This is a genomic window from Bradyrhizobium sp. AUGA SZCCT0176, assembly GCF_018130145.1.
Taxonomy (GTDB): Bacteria; Pseudomonadota; Alphaproteobacteria; order Rhizobiales; family Xanthobacteraceae; genus Bradyrhizobium.
This window is the reverse complement of the sequence record NZ_JAFCMB010000002.1, coordinates 69,277-83,690: the sequence shown is the minus strand read 5'-3', so window position 1 is coordinate 83,690 and position 14,414 is coordinate 69,277. Positions and strand designations below refer to the sequence as shown.

General features: G+C 62.8%; 15 protein-coding genes. 2 read left to right on the top strand and 13 right to left on the bottom strand.

What is annotated here, in order from left to right; genetic code table 11:
• Positions 1-11 precede the first annotated feature (11 nt).
• From JQ600_RS05390 to JQ600_RS05335, 12 genes are all read right to left on the bottom strand, one after another.
• Complete coding sequence (locus tag JQ600_RS05390) at positions 12-1,088, bottom strand: hypothetical protein (protein ID WP_249132903.1); 1,077 nt, start codon at positions 1,086-1,088, stop codon at positions 12-14.
• A 295-nt stretch (positions 1,089-1,383) separates the two neighbouring features.
• Positions 1,384-2,124: an SDR family NAD(P)-dependent oxidoreductase gene (locus JQ600_RS05385; RefSeq protein ID WP_212264824.1), complete on the bottom strand. Its 741-nt coding sequence runs from the start codon at positions 2,122-2,124 to the stop codon at positions 1,384-1,386.
• 167 nt (positions 2,125-2,291) lie between these two features.
• The gene (gene purF, locus JQ600_RS05380) at positions 2,292-3,800 is read right to left on the bottom strand and encodes an amidophosphoribosyltransferase (protein ID WP_212388817.1); all 1,509 of its coding nucleotides are present in this window, start codon (positions 3,798-3,800) and stop codon (positions 2,292-2,294) included.
• Positions 3,801-3,830: 30 nt separating this feature from the next.
• Positions 3,831-4,460, bottom strand: a complete 630-nt coding sequence (locus tag JQ600_RS05375; protein WP_192740670.1) for a CvpA family protein — start codon at positions 4,458-4,460, stop codon at positions 3,831-3,833.
• Positions 4,461-4,627: 167 nt separating this feature from the next.
• Positions 4,628-6,103: a DNA repair protein RadA gene (radA, locus tag JQ600_RS05370; protein WP_212388632.1), complete on the bottom strand. Its 1,476-nt coding sequence runs from the start codon at positions 6,101-6,103 to the stop codon at positions 4,628-4,630.
• Between the two features lie 82 nt (positions 6,104-6,185).
• Entirely contained in the window at positions 6,186-7,331 is a 1,146-nt protein-coding gene (locus JQ600_RS05365; protein ID WP_212388629.1) for a threonine synthase, read from the bottom strand.
• Positions 7,332-7,337: 6 nt separating this feature from the next.
• On the bottom strand, positions 7,338-7,802 hold the full coding sequence (locus tag JQ600_RS05360) for a hypothetical protein (protein ID WP_212489735.1): 465 nt from the start codon (positions 7,800-7,802) through the stop codon (positions 7,338-7,340).
• Between the two features lie 67 nt (positions 7,803-7,869).
• A complete protein-coding gene (locus JQ600_RS05355) occupies positions 7,870-9,273 on the bottom strand; it encodes an adenylate/guanylate cyclase domain-containing protein (RefSeq protein ID WP_212489734.1) in 1,404 nt (467 codons plus the stop codon).
• Positions 9,274-9,396: 123 nt separating this feature from the next.
• Complete coding sequence (locus JQ600_RS05350) at positions 9,397-10,062, bottom strand: HAD family phosphatase (protein WP_212388624.1); 666 nt, start codon at positions 10,060-10,062, stop codon at positions 9,397-9,399.
• 138 nt (positions 10,063-10,200) lie between these two features.
• On the bottom strand, positions 10,201-10,611 hold the full coding sequence (locus JQ600_RS05345) for a hypothetical protein (RefSeq protein ID WP_212388622.1): 411 nt from the start codon (positions 10,609-10,611) through the stop codon (positions 10,201-10,203).
• 74 nt (positions 10,612-10,685) lie between these two features.
• The gene (locus JQ600_RS05340; protein ID WP_212388620.1) at positions 10,686-11,570 is read right to left on the bottom strand and encodes a prohibitin family protein; all 885 of its coding nucleotides are present in this window, start codon (positions 11,568-11,570) and stop codon (positions 10,686-10,688) included.
• Positions 11,571-11,704: 134 nt separating this feature from the next.
• Positions 11,705-12,430 carry a sulfite exporter TauE/SafE family protein gene (locus JQ600_RS05335; RefSeq protein ID WP_212388618.1) on the bottom strand — a complete coding sequence of 242 codons (726 nt, stop codon included), beginning with the start codon at positions 12,428-12,430 and terminating at the stop codon, positions 11,705-11,707.
• A 212-nt stretch (positions 12,431-12,642) separates the two neighbouring features.
• Between JQ600_RS05335 and JQ600_RS05330 the strand changes: the two genes are divergently transcribed.
• Positions 12,643-13,011, top strand: a complete 369-nt coding sequence (locus JQ600_RS05330) for a GFA family protein (RefSeq protein ID WP_212264817.1) — start codon at positions 12,643-12,645, stop codon at positions 13,009-13,011.
• 28 nt (positions 13,012-13,039) lie between these two features.
• On the opposite strand, the gene JQ600_RS05325 is transcribed toward JQ600_RS05330, so the two are convergent.
• Positions 13,040-13,768, bottom strand: a complete 729-nt coding sequence (locus tag JQ600_RS05325; RefSeq protein ID WP_212388815.1) for an adenylate/guanylate cyclase domain-containing protein — start codon at positions 13,766-13,768, stop codon at positions 13,040-13,042.
• A 167-nt stretch (positions 13,769-13,935) separates the two neighbouring features.
• Here JQ600_RS05325 and JQ600_RS05320 point away from each other — a divergent pair, with 167 nt between their 5' ends.
• Positions 13,936-14,385, top strand: coding sequence for a cupin domain-containing protein (locus JQ600_RS05320; protein ID WP_212388616.1), 450 nt, complete (start codon positions 13,936-13,938; stop codon positions 14,383-14,385).
• The last annotated feature ends 29 nt before the right edge of the window (positions 14,386-14,414 follow it).

Sequence of the window (14,414 nt, the reverse complement as noted above, 5' to 3'; positions counted from 1 at the left end):
GGGCAATCCACCTATCGTAGCGCGTCCGATGTCAGCTTGAATTTCTGGATTCGCTTTCCGGTGTCGACTTCGGCGGTATAGACGTTGCCCTTGGAATCCACGGCCATGGCGTGAATCCAGTGGAACTGCCCGGCATTGCGGCCGCTGCGTCCAAAACTCCCGACCACGGTACCGTCGTCGCGCTTCAGCACCCGGATTTCGTTGTTTTCGCCATCGGCGCTCAACAGCCAGGTCTGTTTCGGATCGGGCCAGACGGCGATGTCCCACACCGCGCCATTGCCGAGCGTGTTCTTCTCGAAGAACCACTCCTTCACGAAAGTTCCATCCTTCTTGAACACCTGGATGCGGTTGTTGATGCGGTCGCAGACATAAACCATCCCGTCATTGGTGAGCTTCACGCAATGCACGGGATTGGCGAATTGCTGGGCAGCCGGCGCCTTGGGATCATAGGGCGGCTGCTTGTCGTCGTTCGGCGGCCTGCCATAGGCGCCCCAGTGCCGCTTGTAGGCGCCTGACGTGGCGTCGAACACGATGACGCGGCGGTTGCCGTAGCCATCGGCGATGTAGATCTCGTTGGCATCCTTGTCGACCGCGGTCTCGGCGGGTTTGCCGAGTTGCGTGGTGTCGTTGGAGCCCTTGCTCGGCGCGATCTTGCCGATCTGCATCACGAACTTGCCGTCGAGGGTGAACTTGAGAACCGCGTTGTCATTGTCGGCGTTGCCGCCGACCCAGACAAAACCCTTCTCGTCGACTTCGATGCCATGTTCGCGGCCGACCCATTCATAGCCTTCGCCCGCACCGCCCCAGGAGCGCAGCAGATTGCCCTCGGCGTCGAACTCCAGCACCGGCGGCGCCGAGACGCAGCATTTCGATCGGGGCGGGGTCAGCGTCGCGCCCTTTTCGTCGTCGGTCAGCGAGCGCGGACGATGGATGACCCAGATGTGGTCCTTGGAGTCGACGGCGATGCCGCCGACCTGGCCGAGAATCCAGTTGTTCGGCAGCGGCTTCGGCCAGGATGCATCGACCGCGAAGGTCGGAATGTCGCCGGCGAGCGCGGGAAGCGGCATCGCCGCAACTGACATCAGCATGGCGGTCGCGACGCCTGCGAAAATGGTTTTGGTGAGATGTTGGATGGCAGGTATCGAGCGCGCGCGATGATGCATCGGCATGATGCTTCCTCCCTTGATCTTCTTGGCGGGTTGCTCCCGCTCGCGTGGGCAGTCAATCGCGGGGAGGGGGAGGAGTCAACGGTATGACACTGTCATTGCGAGCGAAGCGAAGCAATCCATGGCGCCACGCAAAGGAAGAATGGATTGCTTCGCGGAGCCTGTCATCGGGCGCGCATTCGCGCGTCCCGTTGGCTCGCAATGACGTGGAGAGAGTTCAAGCCGGCGCGCGAAAGTCCATCAGCGTGCGCGTCTTGTAATCGTAGAGCTTGCCGGTTTCGGTCCAGTCGGGCGCGCACATCGGCACGATGAACTCCGCTGCCTGCTCCGGCGTGTCCAGCGTCGCGGGATCTTCGCCGGGGAATACCGTGGCGCGCATCTTCGTGCGGATCGGGCCGGGGCTGAAAAGGTTGACGCGGAGATTGGTGCTCGCGGTCTCCTGTGCCCAGGCGCGCGCCAGGGCTTCGAGGGCGGCCTTCGAGGCGGCGTAGGGACCGACATAGGCGCTGGCCTTGTTGGCGGCGCCGGAAGTGACGAACACGGCGCGGCCGGCGTCGGACTGCCTTAGCAGCGGTTCCATGCATCGGATCAATTGAAAGTTCGCGGTGACGTTGACCGCCATCACGTCGTTCCACGGCTTCAGCTCGATATGACCGAGCGGCGAGGAAGGGCCGGCGACGCCGGCATTGCCGACGAGAATGTCTATCTTGCCGTGACGCTCGTGCAGCGCCGCCCCAAGCCGGGCGATGCCGTCGGAGTCGGTGAGGTTGAGCGGCACCAGCGTGGCGCTGCCGCCGTCCTTGCGGATCTCGTCGTCGAGCTCTTCCAGCCCGCCTTGCGTGCGCGCCACCGCCACGACATGCGCGCCGGCCTTGGCAAGCGCGCGCGCGGTGGCATAGCCGATGCCGCGCGAGGCGCCGGTCACGAGAGCGATACGGGAGGCGAGGGATTGGGGCATAGAAGAAGCTCTAGCAAAAACGTCGTCCCGGCGAAGGCCGGGACCCATACGCCGTGACGGTTATGAGGCGATTGGTGGTTGTATCAAATGGCGTTCGAAAAACGAAGGCCGGTGGTTATGGGTCCCGGCCCCGGAGCGCAATTGCGCCCTAGGCCGGGACGACACAGTCAACTCGCCTCCGCCAGCAACGACAATTGACGGGGCGACGGCTCGGTTTCGCTCTGGTCGGTGAGGTGGGTCGGGTAGGCGCCCGTGAAGCAATGGTCCGAGAATTTCGGATTGGCGGGATCGCGGCCGGGTTCGCCCATCGCGCGGTACATGCCGTCGATCGACAGGAACGCCAGTGAATCGGCGCCGATGATCTCGCGCATCTCCTCGAGGGAATGCGTAGCGGCAAGGAGTCCGCCGCGGTCCGGCAGGTCGATGCCGTAATAATCGGGGTAGAGGATCGGCGGCGAGGCGAGGCGGAAATGCACTTCGCGCGCGCCGGCGTCGCGCATCATGCGCACGATCTTCTTTGAGGTGGTGCCGCGCACCAGCGAGTCGTCGATCAGGATGATGCGCTTGCCTTCGATCGCGGCGCGGTTGGCCGAATGCTTCATGCGCACGCCGAGTTCGCGCACGCTCTGGGTCGGCTGAATGAAGGTGCGGCCGACATAGTGGTTTCTGATAATGCCGAGTTCGAACGGCACGCCGGAATGCTGGGCGTAACCGATCGCAGCCGGCACGCCGGAATCCGGCACCGGCACCACGACGTCCACCTCGACACGGCTCTCGCGCGCGAGCTGCGCGCCGAAGGCTTTTCGAACCTCATAGACCGAACGGCCGCCGACGATGGAATCCGGCCGCGAGAAATAGATGTACTCGAAGATGCAGGGCCGCGGCGGTTTTGGCGGAAAAGGCTTGTGGCTGTGCGCGCCCTTGTCGTCGAACACGACGATTTCGCCGGGCTCGATGTCGCGGACATATTTGGCGCCGATCATGTCGAGCGCGCAGGTCTCAGAGGTCAGGATCGGGTGACCGTCGAGGTCGCCGAGCACCAGGGGACGGATGCCAAGCGGATCGCGGGCGCCGATCAGTTTCTTGTTGGTCAAGGCCGTCAGCGAATAGGCGCCCTCGATCGTGCGCAGCGCCTCGATAAACCGGTCGACGAAGCGGGTGCGCTTCGACTGCGCGACCAGATGCAGGATCACTTCGGTGTCGGTGGTCGACTGCATCATGGCGCCGTGGAGCACGAGTTCGCGGCGCAGCGTCAGACCGTTGGTGAGATTGCCGTTATGGCCGACGGCGAAACCGCCGGCATTGAGCTCGGCGAACAGCGGCTGCACATTGCGCAGGATGGTGGCGCCGGTGGTGGCATAGCGGACATGGCCGACGGCGGCGTTGCCGGGCAGGCGCTCGATCACTTCGCGGCGGGAGAAGGTGTCGCCGACGAGGCCGAGCCGGCGTTCGCTGTGGAAGCGGCTGCCGTCGAAGGAGACGATGCCGGCGGCTTCCTGGCCTCGGTGTTGAAGGGCGTGTAGTCCGAGTGCAGTGATGGCGGCGGCCTCGGGGTGGCCGAAGATGCCGAACACGCCGCATTCCTCGCGTAGCGTGTCGCCTTCGAGATCGTCCTGCAAATCGATCGGACCGGAGTTTCGGTCAAGTTGCTCGGCGGGATCGGAAGGGTTTTGCATCGCGTCCATCGCCTCTCTTTTGGCCAAGAGTTACTTGCTCGCAGGTTTCTCGATCAGCTTTTTAAGGCCGTCGCGGGCAGGTTTGCTGTAGCCATCGCCGGACGCCGGGGCTGCCGGCTCGGCGTCAGTTGAATCGTCGTCGGGTTTATTCTTCTTGAATCTCTTTAAGATGGTGTTCTCAGGGTCGTCAGGCAAGAGCGCCATTAACCAATCGCCGGTTCCCTGCAGCACCATCCGGGACTTCGCCCCGGTGATCCAGTCGGGTCGCTGCTTGTCCGGAACCAGCCAGCTGAAGAATAGGAAGGCGACAACCACGATCAGGAGGCCGCGGGCCAGACCGAACAGGAAGCCCAGCGTGCGATCCAGCGCGCCGATCCGGGAATCCAGGATCATGTCCGAAATCCGCACCGTAATGATGGACACCACGACCAGGGTCGCGATGAAGGTGCCGGCTACCACCACCACGGCCGCCACCGTGTCGTTATTGAAATAAGTTTTGGCGGTCGGCAGCAGCTTGGAGAAAGCATACAGCGTGACCAGAGCCGCCGCGCCCCAGGCCGCGATCGACAGAATCTCGCGCATGAAGCCGCGCACCATGGCGAGCAGCCCCGAAATCAGCATCACACCAAGCAGGACGAGATCGAGTATCGTTATCGGCATCGGCTGGTCAGGTCCGCTCGTAAATGCTCAAAGTCTTGCGAATCGGCGTGTCGGTGCCGTTCTAGGTGATGGTCATATGGCGTGTCCCGCAAGGCCGGATATCACGCCATCCCACGCGCCTTTCGCGCGCGTTGTATAGCGGCGAGGGGGCGTAACGTCACGCCGCTTTAGCCGTTCTCGCGACGGAATCGCGCCGGTGTGGCATTTTTCTCCGCTGGGTGCTCGCGATTGGCCTCCCGGTTACCCTCTCGATTGGCTCTGGGCGTGCCTCGCGCGGCAATTTCGGCGACCAGGCTGGTCAATCCGCCGACGCTGTTCAGCACAAGGCCCGCGTCGCCGCCGGCCTCGCCACGCGCCGATTCGGGCAGTATTGCGCGGCCAAAGCCGAGTTTTGCCGCCTCCTTCAGCCGTGCCGAGGTTTGCGCCACCGGCCGGACCGCGCCGGACAGCGAAATCTCGCCGAAATAGACCGCATCCGTTGGCAGCGGCGCGTTGACCAGCGACGACACCAGCGCGGCGGCGGCCGCGACGTCGGCTGCGGGCTCCTGGATCCGCAGGCCGCCGGCCACGTTCAGATAGACGTCGTAGCCGGATAGTTTGACCCCGCAATGGGCCTCCAGCACCGCCAGCACCATCGATAGCCGGCTTGGGTCCCAGCCGACCACGGCGCGCCGGGGCGTGCCGAGGGTGGTCGGCGCCACCAGCGCCTGCAATTCCACCAGCACCGGGCGGGTGCCCTCGATGCCGGCAAATACAGCGGTGCCGGGACTGCCGAGGTCACGCTCCGACAGGAACAATTCGGAGGGGTTCGAGACCTCACGCAGGCCGAGGCCGGTCATCTCGAACACGCCGATTTCATCGGTAGGGCCGAAACGGTTCTTCGCCGCGCGCAGGATGCGGAATTGCTGCGAGCCTTCGCCCTCGAACGACAGCACCGCATCGACCATGTGCTCGACCACGCGGGGGCCGGCGATCTGGCCGTCCTTGGTCACGTGCCCGACCAGGATGATGGTGGCGCCGGATTTCTTGGCAAACCGAATCAGCGCCTGCGCCGAAGCGCGGACCTGGGTGACCGTGCCGGGGGCTGATTCCACCGTATCGGTCCACATGGTCTGGATCGAATCGATCACGATCAGGCGCGGCACCGCGCCCTCGGACAGCGTCGAGACGATGTCTTCGACGGAGGTCTCAGCGGCGAGCTGCACCGGCGCGTCGGCAAGGCCGAGCCGCTCGGCGCGCAGCCGCACCTGGGCGACGGCTTCTTCGCCTGAAATGTAGACCGCGCGATGCCCCGCACGCGCCATCATGCTGGTGGCCTGCGTCAGCAGCGTCGATTTGCCGATGCCGGGATCGCCGCCGACCAGCAGCACCGAGCCGCGGACAAAGCCGCCGCCGGTGACGCGATCGAGTTCGACCATGCCGGAGGAGAGGCGGGGCGCGTCCTGGCTTTTGCCGGTCAGCGATTCCAGCGCGAAAGTTCTTCCCCTGCGTTTGGAGCGGATCGAGACCGGCATCGAGGTGGCGCCTGATGTGTCCTCCTCGGTCAGCGTGTTCCACTCGCCGCAGGACTCGCACTTGCCCTGCCAGCGATTAAACGCCGCGCCGCAGTTCTGGCAGACAAAGGAGAGGGTGGATTTGGCCATGAAGTCCCGGTGAGCAAATGTTCTTATTTTGTTCTATAGCGGTTCCAGCGCCAAGTCAAAGGCTGGAGGGCCCAAGCCGGAATCAAAACAGTTCGGCAATCGGAGACGCCGTCTTGATGCCGGTGCCTGAAATCAACACCACCGTGCTTTCGCGCTCCGCAATAACGCCTCGCGCCGTGAGGCTGGCAAATGCCGCCGCGACACTGGCTGAGGTGGGCTCGACGAACAGGCCGAGCCGCGCGAGCCGCCTCAGGGCTGTGATGATCTCGTCTTCGGAAACCGCGATCGATTGCCCGCCGCTGTCCTTCAAGGCGTGGATCATTTCCTTGAGCCGCAGCGGATGCGCGATCGCGGTGCCTTCCGCGATCGTCGTGCGGACGGCGCGGTCGACCGGCGTGTCGACGCCGGCCTGGAAGCTGGCGTCCAGCGGCGAGCAGTTGAGGGGCTGCGCGGCAAACAGTTTTGGAAGTTTCCTTATCTGACCGGCCGCGAGCAATTCGGAGAACCCGATGTGGCAGCCGAGCAGGTTGCTGCCCGCGCCGACCGGCATGATGATGTTGTCGGGCGCCGTGAAGTTGAAATCTTCCCAAAGCTCATAGGCGACCGACTTGGTCCCCTGCAGGAAGAACGGCTGCCAGTTGTGGCTCGAGTAGAAGATCTCGCTGGACTGCCGGATCGCCTCGCGTTGGGACTCCTCGCGCGGACCTTCGACTAGCTGCACCTCGGCGCCATAGGCGCGAACCTGCGCGACCTTGGCGGGCGACGTATAGGCGGGTGCGAGGATCTTCACCCGCATGCCGCCGGCCGCGCCATAGGCCGCAACCGACGCGCCGCCATTACCGGAGGAGTCTTCGAGCACCGCATCGATGCCGAGCTGCCGCACATAGGACAGCATGACCGTGGTGCCGCGGTCCTTGAAGCTGCAGGTCGGATTGAACCATTCCAGCTTGAAGAACGGCCGAAAATCGTCCCATTCCTTCTGCACCAGTGGGGTGCAGCCTTCACCGAGCGAAATCGGTCTTGCAATTTCGACCGGCAGCGAAGCCCGGTACCGCCACAGCGACCGCGTGCCGCGATCGATGTCTTCGCGGCCGATGCCGGGCTGCGGGTTGATCAGCAGCGGCTTTTGCCCGTCGGCGCACCAGCGCGGCACATCCAGGGAAAAGCGCTCGCCGCTGCGCGGTTCGACGTAGAAGGAGTCGTTTGGATTTGGTTTGGATCGGGGCATTTGGACCTATTTCAATCGCTGCTTCAGAATGTGAACGGCGGTCGAGGCGGCAGGCCAGAGCTGTAGCCTGTAGCGATCATCTCCGCTTAGCCCGTCTTCCGAAAGTGTATCAAGTGCCCCGTAGGAAACTCGGACCCGATAGACGCCCGGCGGAACCTCGACGCGTTTTGCATCCGGGAAGTAGTCGATGCAACCGGCGATTACGATCCGCCCAGACGTCACGTCCAAGCCCGCTTCAACCACGTGATCCCAATCAGAGAACTCATCCTCCGGCGCGTGCTCGAGAAAATCCACTGTGACCGGGACATCTATGTTTCGCACCGTGCCGATGCCAACCGTCCCCGGGGCCAGCGCCAGCAATCGGTCAGTTGCCTCTTCATTCCATGCCTGGGAAAGGTCGCCTTTTGCTGCCTCATCCTGGATGTAGAATTGGAAGTAGTCGGCGAATAGAACAAGCTCGAATGACTTCATGAAATGCCTTGCCCGACGGTTGGGTCCAATGAGCGCGGCGTCATAGCATGAATTGGCTTGGCATGAATCAGGTCGCCTCGTAATCCCGCGTCCATATCCCCACCGGTTGCTCGAGGCCGCGAATGGTCCGCGCGGGCTTTTTGACAAGATGCAAAAAGTCGTCGCTCGAGCTGCCGGTTTCTGCCCGCGCCCGCTGCACCAGCTCGTCGCTGGCAACCAGGGCGCAGCCGTATTCACGCGTCAGCGCTTCAAGGCGGCTTGCGGCGTTCACCGCCGAGCCGATCACGGCGAATTCGAGCCGGTTCAGGCCGATGTCGCCGAGCACGACCTGACCAAAATGCAATCCGATGCTGAGCTGGATCGGCGGCTCGTCGCGGGTTTTTCGTTCGCGGTTGAGTTCAGCGATCGACCCGATCATGGCCTGCGCGCAGCGCAGCGCGTTGCCGGCGTCGGAATCGCTGGTGAAGGGCGTGCCGAACGTCGCCATCAATCCGTCACCGAGATATTTGTCCAGCGTTCCCAAGTGCCGGAACACTTCCCGTTCCATCCGCTCGTGGAACTGCCGCAGCGTCCCGATCACTAGCATCGGGCTGCGGCCGTCCGCATAGGCGGTGAAATCGACGATGTCGGCGAACAATACCGCGACATTCTGCGTTCGCACCTGTTTGAGCGGATCGTCGTTTTTCGACAGCTGTTCGACGACATTGGGAGAGAAATAGCGCGCAAGGTTGGTGCGTTCGCGTTCGATGCCGGCGTGGCTGATCAGCAGGGCGTTCGAGCGTCGCGCCGCCAGCGCCAGCGTCATGGCGACGATCAGGAAGACGGTGATCTGCTGGAACCGCGCGCCAAAGCCGATCGACGAGGGGTCGATGATATCGAACAGCCTGACGTCGGAGCCGACAGCGGCCCGCACCCGTTCCGACAGCGCGGCGTGGGTTTGTGGCTGCAGGTAAACCCAGCCGACGCCGATCGCCCACAGCGCCGATGTCCAGAACCCCATCGCCACGACGGTGCGCCATGAATAGGCCAGCGTCGCGGTGCCCAGGAAAACAAAGAAGTAGATGAAGCTGTCGAATCTGTACTGCATCGCAAGCGGCCAATCGACCGTGCTCCAGGGATTTGGCACGACGGTCAGGAAGGTCATCAGCAGCAGGTCGCAAAATATCAGAATAAGCTCCGGCCACGACCGCTCGGCCTTGCCGACCTTGAGCTGGGCCCAGCCGATCAGGGCGAACAGGCCGAGCATCAGGACGTAATAGAGAACCTCCCATTCCGGATTGATGATCGGCAGGGTGGCGGCCGTCACCGCCAGTGCAACCCAACGGGCCCGAACGGCGAGCAGCAAGCCCTCGCGCTTGCTGTCGGTAAGCGCGGCCTCCGCGAATTTCAGGGTATCTTGCCGGGCGTCGCTCTGTTTGGCGGGCTGGCTCCCGGCGGTGGTGATATCAGCTACATCAGCTATTGCGCTCAAGACATCGCCCTCAAGGCCGAATTGATCGGATCATGCACTATGCCATGATACCGGGCATTGTTGGCGTCAGCATGATGTCATCCGGCCGCGTTTTTCAACGGTTCGCGATGCTCCGCAGGCATCCTAACTTTTGAAAAACTCAAGGGCGACGTGCTCGACGTCCGACCACGAATGCGCCAGGTGGACGGCGCCGGCGTCGCGCAGCCTGAGATCATGGCCTTCGCGAATATGGCTGGCCGCGCACAGCCCGACGGCCGTCATGCCAGCAGCAACCGCCGCCCTGATCCCGCCTGCGCTGTCCTCGATCACAAGACATTTCTCCGGGCCTACGCCCAATTTGCCTGCAGCGAACAGAAAGATGTCCGGATGCGGCTTTCCGCGCGCAACCATGTCGGCACTGAAAACATGACTGCCGAATTCCGTTTCCAGCGCCAATACCGAAAGGCACAGCTGCAGCCGATCCATCGAACTGGACGAGGCGATGCACCGGGGCAGGTAGGAAAAACGCCTGATGAAATTTGAAGCGCCACTCACTTCCTTCAAATCCGTCCGGAACCGCTCGAAGGTGGCAAGCTTGAGCTGGTTGGAGAAATCCGCAGGTAGCGGTTTTCCGATGGCCGTTTCGATCTCAGCCACGGCTTCATCCCACCTCCGGCCGGAATAGCGCGCAAGCGCCTGGTCGAGCGTTGTTGAATGACCGAGGCCGGTGACGGTTTCCGCCAGAACGGTATTGGCGATCGCCTCGCTGTCAGCGATGACGCCGTCGAAGTCGAAAATCAATGCGCCCACGATTATCAATTCCAGGAAGGGATCGAGGTTCGCACGTTAGCATGCGGTCCCGCATGAAATGGACCGACGTAACCGCAAGCAGTCGAACACTTTCTGTTGCGGTGTGTATCATCGGAGGCTCGGGCAAAGGGTTTGTGCCTAGCGCTTGGCGGCACCGCTCCCGGCCTTGCAGCGCAGATACGGCTTGCCGTTGATCTTGATGGTGCCGTTCGGGCCGGGCGCGAGCTTGACGGTCGCTTTCCTTGGCTCGACGCCCTTGTTGAAATAATCCCAGAATTCAAAGCAGGTGACCGAGAGATTGATGCCATCCCCGACGGCGGTCTTGCGGTCGATCCGGCAATGATTTTCATATTGGTCGACCATCGGCGCGGGCTTGCCGCCGATCGGCTTGCTCATGTCGATGAGCGTCTTGCTGTCGGGGCCTTCCTTGTTGCGGTAGTCCTTCGCCGTCCTGGCCCAGAGCCCGTCAAAACTCTCCGCGGCTTGCGACGCCGGCGTGACGAGGGTGAAAGCGAGCGCGATGCCCGCCATGGTGATGAAAATTCGCATGGGACCTGTTCCTCAAGACGATGATGCCCGAGATCTCGATCCCGGGCATCACCGCTTCCGGATGATTTCGAAGATTATTTGACCGAGACGAACGGCACGGCGGAGCCGGGCACCATGGTGGTCGGCAGCACGCCGTTCCAGCGCTCGGCCTGCACCAGCGTGACGAGGTTCGGGTTGGTGCCGAGTGCCTTGGCGCGGGCTTCGATCGCGGCGGCTTCGGCTTCACCGGTCAGCTTGATGTTGGTGGCGCGGGCTTCGCCGTTCAGCCGCAGCGCGTCGGCGGAGGCCTGCGCTTCGGCGCGGACGGCGTTGGCCTTGGCGTTGGCTTGCGTGACTGTGATCTGCGCTTGCACCTTCTCGCGCTCGGCGTTCTGCTGCAGCTTCTGCACCTCGACTTCGGCCAGCATGCGCTGCTCGATCGAATGCAGATAGGTCGAGCTGAACTCGATGTTCTCGAGCTGCACGCTCTCGACGATGATCATCGGATCATCCTTCAGCGAAGCGGTAATGGCGTCCCTGATCGCGTTGTTGAGGGCGCCGCGCTCCTGGATGGCTTTCACCGCGGTATAGCGGCCGAAGACGATCTTGACCTGCTGGTTGACGGCAGGGCTGACGACCTGATTGACCGCCGCCTGCAGCCGGCCGAATTTCGCATAGAGATCCGTTACTTTTTCCGGCGACGCCCGCAAGGTGACGCTGATCTTGAGGTCGGCGGGCTGCTGGTCGTAGGAATAGGAATTCATCTTGTCCCAGGAGAAGGTCGTGGTCTTGACGCTGACCTTCTCGACGCTGTCGATCAGCGGGATCTTGAAACCGAGGCCCGGCTGTGCGGTGCCGATAACAGCGCCATAGCGCAGCAGCACGCCGCGCTCGGTCTGATCGACGGTGTACCAGCTTCCGGCTGCAATCAGGCCGACGACGATGACGGCAGCGACGGCGCCGATAATGCCCCTGTTCATTTCTAAATCTCCTGTGGCTGAACATGAGTGTTCACGCCACGCAACGTCTAAGGCCTCATCCGGAATAGGATGTGATGCACGTCACTTCGTCTCCTGGACCGCCGAGTTGGTTCAGATCGGAACGAGCGGATTTTTCAAACAGTGAAGGCCGACCAAAGCAGGGAAAGTCCCGCCGCCAGCATGATGCCGTCCATCAGCAGGCTGAACATGTTGGGCTGCAGGTGCAGCACGAAGCGCTTGGCAATGAAGGCGCCGAACATCAGCGAGGAGCCTGCAACCAGGCCTTTCAGCGCCACATCTGATGTCAGCGCGCCGAAGCGTTCGAAGGTAACCGATTTGCTGAGATAGAGCCCGAGCGAGCTTGCGGCTTCGGTGGCGAGGAACGCGCCCTTGTTCAGCCCGTAAAACAGAAACAGCGGCACGCTGAGCGGGCCGGTCGACACCACGATGCCGGTGAGATAGCCGATAACAGCGCCACCGACCGCCAGATGCCAGAGCCGCGCTTTAAGCTGGTGGCGGTCAAGCCAGTGCCGCACCGGCACCATCGCGATCAGAAACAGCCCGATCGCTATATCGACGGCGTGCGACGGCAAGGCCAGCAGCGTCCGGGCGCCGAGCGCCGCAGCCGGAATTCCGGTGATCGAGTAGGCGAGGCAGGCACGCCAGTCGACCTCACGCCACCAGGCCAGGATACGCGACAGGTTCGCCATCACGGCCGCCACCGCCATGATCGGCACGGCTTCCTTCGGCCCGTATTGATAGATCAGCACCGGCATCAGCATGATCGACGAGCCGGTGCCGACGATGCCGCTGATGGTGCCGGCGAGAAGCCCGACCGTGAGGACGAAGAGGAAACCCAAGACTTGCTCCCAAGACTTACTCCGAAGACTTGCTCCGCGACTCGATCCGGCGGGACTGGAAAGCTAGCAACTTTCGCGACGCAGCGGCAATGCAACCCGATCACGTTTGGCGGCGTTATGGAGACACGACGTTGCTTGCTGCTGACAGCATGCTGGCAGCAGGCACCGTTTATGAACCTCGCCGTGTCGGATCAATCGGAAGGGAACAGATCGTGCCAATCAAGGGAAGCTGCCATTGCGGCCAGACGCAATTCGAGGTGAACGAGATGCCGGCCGACGTGACCCGCTGCACCTGTTCGCTATGTTCGAAGCGCGGCGCGCTATGGGCCTATTACACGCCCGCGCAATTTCGTCTGACCTCGCCGCCGGAAAATGTCGCCACTTATTTGTGGGGCAGCCGCACCATCAAGCATCATTTCTGCGCCAATTGCGGCTGCGGGACCTATGGGGAATCGCCCGATTGGTCGACGGGTAAACCGGATTTCGAGAATCCCAAGGTCGGCGTCAATGCGCGGCTGTTCGACGATGTCGATCTCGACACCGTGCCGGTGACGGTCATCGACGGCAAGAACCTCTGGTGAGCAAGGACCGCTGGAAAGCGAGGCAGGGCTATGCCGCGTAAAGCTCGATCGGGGCATCGAATCCCTTGAGCTGAAAGGTCTTCGAATGACTTTCCTGCAGATCCGGTCGGGCGCGCTGATAGACCTCCTGCGTCACGAGAATCTGGTCGGCTTCGGCGACCGACTGCGCGCGGGAGGCGGTGTTGACGACGGTGCCGATGGCGGTGAGGTCGCGGTGTGACCGGCCGAACTCGCCAAAACTGAGTTCGCCGGCGTGAATGCCGATGCCGATCCCGAGTTCGCTGGCGTTCAGGCCGAGGGCCACTGCAAGGCTGTCGCGCCGCTCGCGCCAGTTCCTCTGGATATCGCGTGCCGCGAGCAGGGCATTGCGGACATGGTCATCGCGCCGCAACGGAAAATTGAAGACGGCCATGACGGCATCGCCAATCGTCTTGTTGAGGAGCCCCTCATGCCGCCAGATCGCGTCGGCGCATTCATCGTAGAAGGCATCGAGCAGGCCCGAGACGGCCTCCGGTGATTTCGACTGGGACAGGCTGGTATAGCCGCGCAGATCGGCAAACATCACGGTCGCGTCGATGGTGATCTTGCGGGCTCGCATCACCTTCGTGAACATCAGCTCGCAGATGGTGCAGGTGTTGGGGTTCATTCGGCTCGGGCGAACGCCAAATGCCCGGAACGGCACCGAGATTACCCCGCGGAGCGGCACCGGCATGTGCATCTGCTCCCAGCAGCCCTTGCAGAAACGCGAATGTTGCAGCGCCGCCATCGTTCACCATGCGTCGCGGGAGTGGCAGGTCTGTTGATCCTACAATTGGGGGCGGACGCCAGCAAGGCAGGATGCGGGTTTCCCGCGCGCCGGACCCGGCTGGTGGTTGCGGGCAAAGCTGCTAGGATCGCCTCAAATCCAAAAAACGGAGGATCGCCATGGACGCCGTGACGCCGAAAGGCCCAGAGACCGCAGACACGCATTCGCATCTCGTTCGCCCGGCCGACATGGAGTGGCAGAAGACCCGTTTCCCCGGTTGCGAAGCCAAGACGCTGCTGTTCGATCGCAAGACCGGCCTGATGACCGCGCTGATGCGGTTTCAACCCGGCGCGGTGCTGCCCGACCATGAGCATGTCAACATCGAGCAGACCTACGTGCTCGAAGGCAGCCTGGTCGATAAGGAGGGGCCGGCAAAGGGCATCGAATGCAAGGCCGGCGAATACATCTGGCGCGAGCAGGGCAGCCGTCACGTCGCCTGGTGCCCCGAGGGCGGGCTGATGCTCGCGATCTTCCAGGTCCCGAACAAGTTCTTCGAGGCCGACGGCCGCGTCGTCGACGCCGCGGGCGAGGACTGGGACCAGATCTGGGGCCATACTAAGAAGGGCTGATCCGCGAGGCATTTGGCTTGCAGAGCCGT

Coding starts and splice junctions, on each gene's coding strand:
- JQ600_RS05390 (WP_249132903.1), bottom strand. CDS start 1,088: ATGCTGATGTCAGTTGCGGCGATGCCGCTTCCCGCGCTCGCCGGCGAC.
- JQ600_RS05385 (WP_212264824.1), bottom strand. CDS start 2,124: ATGCCCCAATCCCTCGCCTCCCGTATCGCTCTCGTGACCGGCGCCTCG.
- purF (WP_212388817.1), bottom strand. CDS start 3,800: ATGCAAAACCCTTCCGATCCCGCCGAGCAACTTGACCGAAACTCCGGT.
- JQ600_RS05375 (WP_192740670.1), bottom strand. CDS start 4,460: ATGCCGATAACGATACTCGATCTCGTCCTGCTTGGTGTGATGCTGATT.
- radA (WP_212388632.1), bottom strand. CDS start 6,103: ATGGCCAAATCCACCCTCTCCTTTGTCTGCCAGAACTGCGGCGCGGCG.
- JQ600_RS05365 (WP_212388629.1), bottom strand. CDS start 7,331: ATGCCCCGATCCAAACCAAATCCAAACGACTCCTTCTACGTCGAACCG.
- JQ600_RS05360 (WP_212489735.1), bottom strand. CDS start 7,802: ATGAAGTCATTCGAGCTTGTTCTATTCGCCGACTACTTCCAATTCTAC.
- JQ600_RS05345 (WP_212388622.1), bottom strand. CDS start 10,611: ATGCGAATTTTCATCACCATGGCGGGCATCGCGCTCGCTTTCACCCTC.
- JQ600_RS05340 (WP_212388620.1), bottom strand. CDS start 11,570: ATGAACAGGGGCATTATCGGCGCCGTCGCTGCCGTCATCGTCGTCGGC.
- JQ600_RS05320 (WP_212388616.1), top strand. CDS start 13,936: ATGGACGCCGTGACGCCGAAAGGCCCAGAGACCGCAGACACGCATTCG.